This is a genomic window from Brevundimonas sp., assembly GCF_031082345.1.
In the GTDB taxonomy this organism is placed as follows: domain Bacteria; phylum Pseudomonadota; class Alphaproteobacteria; order Caulobacterales; family Caulobacteraceae; genus Brevundimonas.
On sequence record NZ_JAVHLH010000017.1, the window covers coordinates 5247 to 11265 of the forward strand.

Here is a 6019-nt window from a genome sequence, read left to right on the forward strand (position 1 = left end):
ACCGTAGGGGAAGCTGATATGCCACCAGCGAACGGCGTCCTCGGAGGTGCGGAAGGTCTCCAGCGCCCTTGATCCGCGGTTCGAACGACTGAAACCGATGCGGAAAGCGCTCCGCCGTTCGCCGACCAGCCGGGCCGCCATGCCCCGCGCGTCGTCGGTCCCGATGATGACGGCGTTCGGCGCGCACCCGGGTTCGCCCAACGGGACCTCAAGCTCGCGGGCGACGTCAGAGACGCGATCGATGATCTGGTGCGCGGCGTCGGCCCGCAGCCCGACGACCCCGAGACACAGTTCCCGCTCCCACCGCGCCAGGCCCCGGTAGTTGGCCGGAGCGGACGCCGTGGCGACGAATTCGCGGGTCAGCTGCTCCAGGGTGGAGCTGACCACGACATCCTCGAGCTGGGTGGGCGTATCCGGGTCCTGGGCGACGGCGACGGGCGGCGTCGTCGGCGCCGCGTCCTGGGGGGCCGACGCGCCCAGCGCCACGGCCGCGAGAAGACCTGCCCAGAGCATGATCACCCCTCCACCTCCCGCCTAAGGCGAGCCTCCCGTCCAATCTACAGCAAATGGTAGTGGACGGGTAGTGGGGCGGCAGGGAACGAACGCGGGGCCGGTGTGCGACCGGGCCCCCGCGCCACGAAAGACTACAGGTCGTCGTCTTCCTTGAGCAGCTCTTCCTTGGTGATCTTGGCGTCGGTCACCTTGGCCTGGTCGAAGATCAGGTCGCAGACCTTCTCCTCATAGATCGGGGCGCGCATCTGGGCGGCGGCGTTGGGGTTCTGGCGATAGAAGTCCAGCACCTGACGCTCCTGGCCCGGATAGTTGCGGGCCTCGTTCATGATGGCGTTGTTCAGTTCCTGGTCGCTGACCTGGACGTTGTTGGCGCGGCCGATCTCGGCCAGCACCAGACCCAGGCGCACGCGGCGCTCGGCGATCTTGCGGTATTCTTCCTTGAGCTTCTTCTCGGACTTCTTGGCGTCCTCTTCCGGCAGGTTGCCGGCTTCCTTGTCGGCCTGGACCTGGCCCCAGATGCCGTCGAATTCGGCGTCGACCATCTTGGGCGGCAGCGGGAAGTCGTGGGCCTTGTCCAGCTCGTCCAGCAGGGCGCGCTTCAGCTTGAAGCGGGCCGCGCCCTTGTACTGCTGGTTCAGATTGTCGCGCAGCAGCTCCTTGAGCTTGTCCAGCGACTCCAGGCCGATGCGCTTGGCGAAGTCCTCGTCGACCACGGCGGGGGCCTCGGCCTTGATGGCCTTGACGGTGACGTCGAAGGTCACGGCCTTCCCGGCCAGGTGCTTGGCCTGGTAGTCCTCGGGGAAGGTCACGTTGAGGACCTTCTCCTCGCCGACCTTGGCGCCCGTCAGCTGCTCCTCGAAGCCCGGGATGAAGCGGCCCGAGCCGATCACCAGCTGGGCGTCCTCGGCGGCGCCGCCCTCGAACGGCTCGCCGTCCAGCTTGCCGAGGAAGTCGATGGTGACCTCGTCGCCCTCGGCGGCCCTGACGGTCTTGCCCTTCTTGTCCTCGTACGACTTGGCCTGGCCGGCCAGTTCGGTCAGCGCCTCGTCGAGGTCGGCGTCGGTCGCCTCATAGGTCGGGCGCTTCAGCTTCAGGGTCTTGACGTCGACCGGCGTGAAGTCCGGCATCACCTCCAGCGCCATTTCGTAGGCCAGGTCTTCCTGACCGAGGATGACCTTGTCCATGTCGGAGGTCAGCTTCATCTCGGCCGGGGCGGCCGGGCGCAGCTTGGCGTCGTCGAGCGCCTTCTGGCTCGAGCTGTTCAGCGCCTCGTTGACGATCTCGCCCATCAGGTCGCGGCCGAAGGTCTTCTTGACGTGCGACGTCGGGACCTTGCCGGGACGGAAGCCCTTGAGCTTCATCTGCGGCGCGACTTCCTTCAGCTTGGCGTCCAGCTTCTGGTTCAGCTCCGCGACGGGGATGGTCACCGCGATCACGCGGCTGAGGCCTTCGTTGGACTTTTCGACGACTTGCATGGTCGGGATTCTGACGCTCTGGGGCGGCGCCCTTGAGGCTGGCGCTGCGCGGTGTGGGTAAAGCAACAAGGGCCGCCCTTTCGAGGCGGCGCCTTTGAAGCCCGCCCTTATGTCGATGACCGCCCGAAAGGTCAACGTGAACCCGCACCGATCCGGGTTTCAGCGGCCGGCCGGAGGCGCTATCCAGCCGACATGGATCAGTCCCCTCCCCCGATCGGCGTCGCCGTCTTCCCGGTCACCCCGCTGCAGCAGAACTGCACCCTCGTCTGGTGCCGCAAGACCCTGAAAGCCGCGATCATCGACCCCGGCGCCTCGGTCGACGCCCTGCTCGGCGCAGTGGAAAAGCAGGGGCTGACGCTCGAGGCCATCTGGATCACCCACGGCCATCTCGATCACGCCGGCGGCGCGGCCGAGATGCAGGAGAAGACCGGGCTCGACATCATCGGCCCGCATCCGGACGATCAGTTCTGGATCGACGGCATCCCGGCCCAGGGCAAGATGTACGGCCTGCCCGAGGCGCGCAGCTTCACCCCGACCCGCTGGCTGGCGAACGGCGACGTGCTGACGCTCGGCGAGACGACCTGGGAGGTCTTTCACTGCCCCGGCCACACGCCCGGCCACGTGATCTTCTTCAACCGCGAGGCCCGTTTCGCCCAGGTCGGCGACGTCCTGTTCCAGGGTTCGATCGGCCGCACCGACTTTCCGCGGAGCGACCACGCCGCCCTGCTCAACGCCATCACGACCAGGCTTTGGCCGCTGGGCGACGACGTCGCCTTCGTGCCCGGGCACGGGCCGAGCTCGACCTTCGGGGCCGAACGCCGCACCAATCCGTTCGTCTCGGACCAGGCCATGAGCCGAGCGCCAATCGCGCGCCCGGCTTCAGGTCCGTCCTAGCGCGCGACCAGCATCCCGATGACGACGCCGAGGCCGAGGGCGTAGAGGGTCGCCTTCATCGGCTCGTCCTCGACCGCGCGCCGCATCCGCTCCGCGCGGGTCCGGCCCCAGTCGCGCGCCGCGGCGGCGTCCTCGCGCACCGCTTCATGAATCGGCCGCGGCCCGAAGGTGCGCGCCTCGTCCTCCAGTAGCAGGGCGTCGGCCTCCCGTTCCAGCCGGGTCGACTCCAGGTCGGATACGTCCTCGATGTCCTCGGGCGGGGTTGGGTTGGCGTAGGTCTCGGTCATGTCGGGGCGCTCCTGTGGTTGGGTTCGGCTGTTCAATCCGCGCGCCCGCGCCGGGTTCCGGGGCGCCGGCGGCGTCGCCGACATCGTGATTGAACGGCCCCCCGGCCGCCGCGTTGATCCCGGTGAAGGAGGCCGCCATGACCTATATCGAGCCCACCCCGCCCGGCACGCCCCAACCGGACATCATGCCGCCGGATACGCCCGGCCCGGACATCGACCCCTCCGGAACGCCCGACGAAATGCCGCCGCCCGAACCCGGCGGCGGCGGCGAAGGCGACTCCCGCCCCTATGGCGGAGCCGCGGACTGAGGTTCGACAAACCCCCTGATTCGCTCGCGTTTCCGTGAGAGCCGCGCCGGAACCGGACAGCCCCGCAGGGGTTCATTCCTGCAACCTCGACAGTCGGCGTGAAAGGACATTGCAATGGCTTTAGGTCAGCCCACCCGAGCCTCCGGTGTTTCCAAGCGAGGTTTCGCCTCGATGGATCCCGAGCGGCAGCGGGAGATCGCCCGCAAGGGCGGCGCCAGCGTGCCCAGTGAAAAGCGCAGCTTCTCGCAGGACCGCAGCCTGGCCGCGCAGGCGGGACGCAAGGGCGGCGAGGCCTCGCACGGGTCGCGCACCAAGGACGCGCGCCCGTCTGAATAGGACGCGGCGGCGAACGGAATAGAGGGCGGCGCCGGCTCCCGGCGCCGCCCTTTCCATGCCCGGGCGACGGGCTCCGGCCTCAGGCCTCGAGCAGGGCCAGCGCCACCGACGGTTCGGGCCCGGCCTCGAACGCCGCGACCGTCCAGCCCGAGGCCGCCGCCAGTTCGCGGACCGACGCCTCGGTGAATTTGCGCGAGTTCTCGGTGTGGATGGTCTCGCCCTTGCGGAAGGCGATGGCGCGGCCGTCGATCTCGACCTCCATGTCCCGCGTCGCCTCCAGGTGCATCTCCATGCGCGACGCCTCCGCGTTCCAGACGGCGCGGTGCGCGAAGCTGTCGACGTCGAAGCCCGCCTTCAGTTCGCGATTGGCGCGGACCAGAAGATTGCGGTTGAACGCCGCCGTCACCCCGGCCGCATCGTCATAGGCCGCGATCAGCACCTCGGGTGCCTTGACCAGATCGACCCCGAGAATGAACAGCGCCCCCTCGCCCAGTTGGCGCCGGGCCGCGATCAGGAAGGCTTCGGCCTCGGCCCGTTCGAGATTGCCGATCGTCGAGCCGGGGAAGAAGCCGACCCGCCGCCCGTTCCCGATGCCCTCGGGCAGGGCCGCCAGATGCAGGAAGTCGCCGACCAGCGGCGCGACCTTCAGCCCGGGGTAGCTCTTGTCGATGCGCCGCGCCGCGGCGCTCAGGGCGTCGGCGCTGATGTCGATCGGGACATAGGCGGCCAGGTCGGGCGCCGCGTCCAGCACGATCCGCGTCTTTTCACTGGCGCCCGAACCGAACTCGACCAGCGCCGCGCCGGCGCCGAACCGGTCCGCCCAGGCGGGGACGACCTCGCGCAGCAGCGCCGCCTCCTGCCGGGTCGGGTAGTATTCCGGCAGCCGCGTGATCTCCTCGAACAGGCGGGATCCTTCGGCGTCATAGAACCATTTCGGCGAAGCGGACTTGGGCGTACGGCCCAGTCCCGCCAGCAGGTCGCGGCGGAAACGGGCGGTTTCGCCCTCGCCCATGGCCCGCGCCGGTGGAGCGGGAAGGTCCGTGGCCAGTCTCAGTCCCATGAATGCCCACCTCTGTTGCGGATAGAAGAAATTCCGGTAGCTGGCCCGCCCATGCCCCTCGGGCGTCGCCCACGAAGATCCGCGCAACACCATCTGGTTGGCCATGAACTTGCCGTTGTACTCAGACGCGGTCCCTTCGGTCGGCCTGAACCCCCGATATGGGGCGTAGGCGCTCAAGGTCCACTGCCAGACCTCGCCGAAAGCGTTCGAAAACACCTCCGGACGGCAGCGGACCGCGTGTTCCCACTCCGCTTCGGTGGGCAGGCGGCGACCCGCCCAGCGGGCGTAGGCGTCGGCCTCGTAGAAGCTGACGTGCCGAACCGGCGCCTCGGGATCGACCGCCCGCCGGCCCGCCAGCGTCATCGTGGTCCAGTCCCCGTCGTCACCACACCAGTACAGCGGCGCCGTCCAGCCTTCGGCCTTCACGGCCGCCCAGCCGTCGGACAGCCACAGCTCCGACCGGGCGTAGCCGCCGTCCTCGATGAAGGCGATCCAGTCGGCGTTGCTGACCAGGTCGTGGTCGAGTCCGTAGGGCTCCAGCCACTGGGGATGGGCGGGGCCCTCATTGTCGAAGGCGAAGCCGCCGCCGTCATGGCCGATCCGCACCAGTCCGCCCTCGAACCGGGTCATGCCGCCCCGCCGGGGCTGCGCCGGCGAGCGGCGCGGCTCGGCGTCATAGGCGGCCGGGTCCAGCGGCGAACGCGACATCAGGTTCAGCAGATCCATCAGGAACAGCTCCTGATGCTGCTGGTCGTGATGGAGGCCGAGCGTGAACAGATAGGCCTGCAGCCCCTCCGGCGCGCCGCGCTCAAGCCAGGCCTCCATCCGCCGGTCCACCTCGCGACGGTAGGCCAGCACCTCGTCCAACGACGGGCGGGTCATCAGTCCGCGTTCGCGCCGCTCCACCCGCTCGCCAAGGGCCTCGTAGTAGCTGTTGAACAGGGTCTGGAAGCGCGGATCGACCGGCTCATAGCCCGGCTCGCCGGCCAGGATCATCGCCTCGAAGAACCAGCTGGTATGGGCCAGGTGCCACTTGCCCGGACTGCAGTCGGGCATCGACTGCGCGGCCAGGTCTTCCGGGCTCAGCCCCCAGGCCAGCGCCGGCATGGCGCAGCGGACGCGGCGGAACTCGTCGATCAAGGCGCC

At 69.1% G+C, this 6019-nt stretch carries 6 protein-coding genes and 1 pseudogene; 3 read left to right on the forward strand and 4 right to left on the reverse strand.

The features are described 5' to 3' along the window. Together RDU12_RS02175 and tig are read right to left on the reverse strand one after the other, a co-directional pair. Positions 1–513 (reverse strand): annotated as a pseudogene (locus tag RDU12_RS02175) (hypothetical protein); the annotation flags it as partial. A gap of 131 nt (positions 514–644) precedes the next feature. After that, entirely contained in the window at positions 645–1988 is a 1344-nt protein-coding gene (gene tig, locus RDU12_RS02180) for a trigger factor (protein WP_300291210.1), read from the reverse strand. Positions 1989–2180: 192 nt separating this feature from the next. On the opposite strand from tig, the gene RDU12_RS02185 reads away from it, so the two are divergent. Beyond that, positions 2181–2882, forward strand: coding sequence for an MBL fold metallo-hydrolase (locus RDU12_RS02185; RefSeq protein WP_300291212.1), 702 nt, complete (start codon positions 2181–2183; stop codon positions 2880–2882). On the opposite strand, the gene RDU12_RS02190 is transcribed toward RDU12_RS02185, so the two are convergent. Further along, positions 2879–3169, reverse strand: coding sequence for a hypothetical protein (locus RDU12_RS02190; RefSeq protein ID WP_300291214.1), 291 nt, complete (start codon positions 3167–3169; stop codon positions 2879–2881). The genes RDU12_RS02185 and RDU12_RS02190 overlap by 4 nt on opposite strands. A gap of 137 nt (positions 3170–3306) precedes the next feature. Here RDU12_RS02190 and RDU12_RS02195 point away from each other — a divergent pair, with 137 nt between their 5' ends. Together RDU12_RS02195 and RDU12_RS02200 are read left to right on the forward strand one after the other, a co-directional pair. Then, positions 3307–3477 carry a hypothetical protein gene (locus RDU12_RS02195; RefSeq protein ID WP_308684038.1) on the forward strand — a complete coding sequence of 57 codons (171 nt, stop codon included), beginning with the start codon at positions 3307–3309 and terminating at the stop codon, positions 3475–3477. Positions 3478–3591: 114 nt separating this feature from the next. Next, the gene (locus RDU12_RS02200; RefSeq protein WP_300291217.1) at positions 3592–3813 is read left to right on the forward strand and encodes a general stress protein; all 222 of its coding nucleotides are present in this window, start codon (positions 3592–3594) and stop codon (positions 3811–3813) included. Between the two features lie 79 nt (positions 3814–3892). On the opposite strand, the gene egtB is transcribed toward RDU12_RS02200, so the two are convergent. Continuing rightward, on the reverse strand, positions 3893–6019 hold a 2127-nt coding region (gene egtB, locus RDU12_RS02205; protein WP_308684039.1), incomplete at its 5' end, for an ergothioneine biosynthesis protein EgtB.

Coding starts and splice junctions, on each gene's coding strand:
- RDU12_RS02185 (WP_300291212.1), top strand. CDS start 2,181: ATGGATCAGTCCCCTCCCCCGATCGGCGTCGCCGTCTTCCCGGTCACC.
- RDU12_RS02200 (WP_300291217.1), top strand. CDS start 3,592: ATGGCTTTAGGTCAGCCCACCCGAGCCTCCGGTGTTTCCAAGCGAGGT.
- RDU12_RS02190 (WP_300291214.1), bottom strand. CDS start 3,169: ATGACCGAGACCTACGCCAACCCAACCCCGCCCGAGGACATCGAGGAC.
- RDU12_RS02195 (WP_308684038.1), top strand. CDS start 3,307: ATGACCTATATCGAGCCCACCCCGCCCGGCACGCCCCAACCGGACATC.
- tig (WP_300291210.1), bottom strand. CDS start 1,988: ATGCAAGTCGTCGAAAAGTCCAACGAAGGCCTCAGCCGCGTGATCGCG.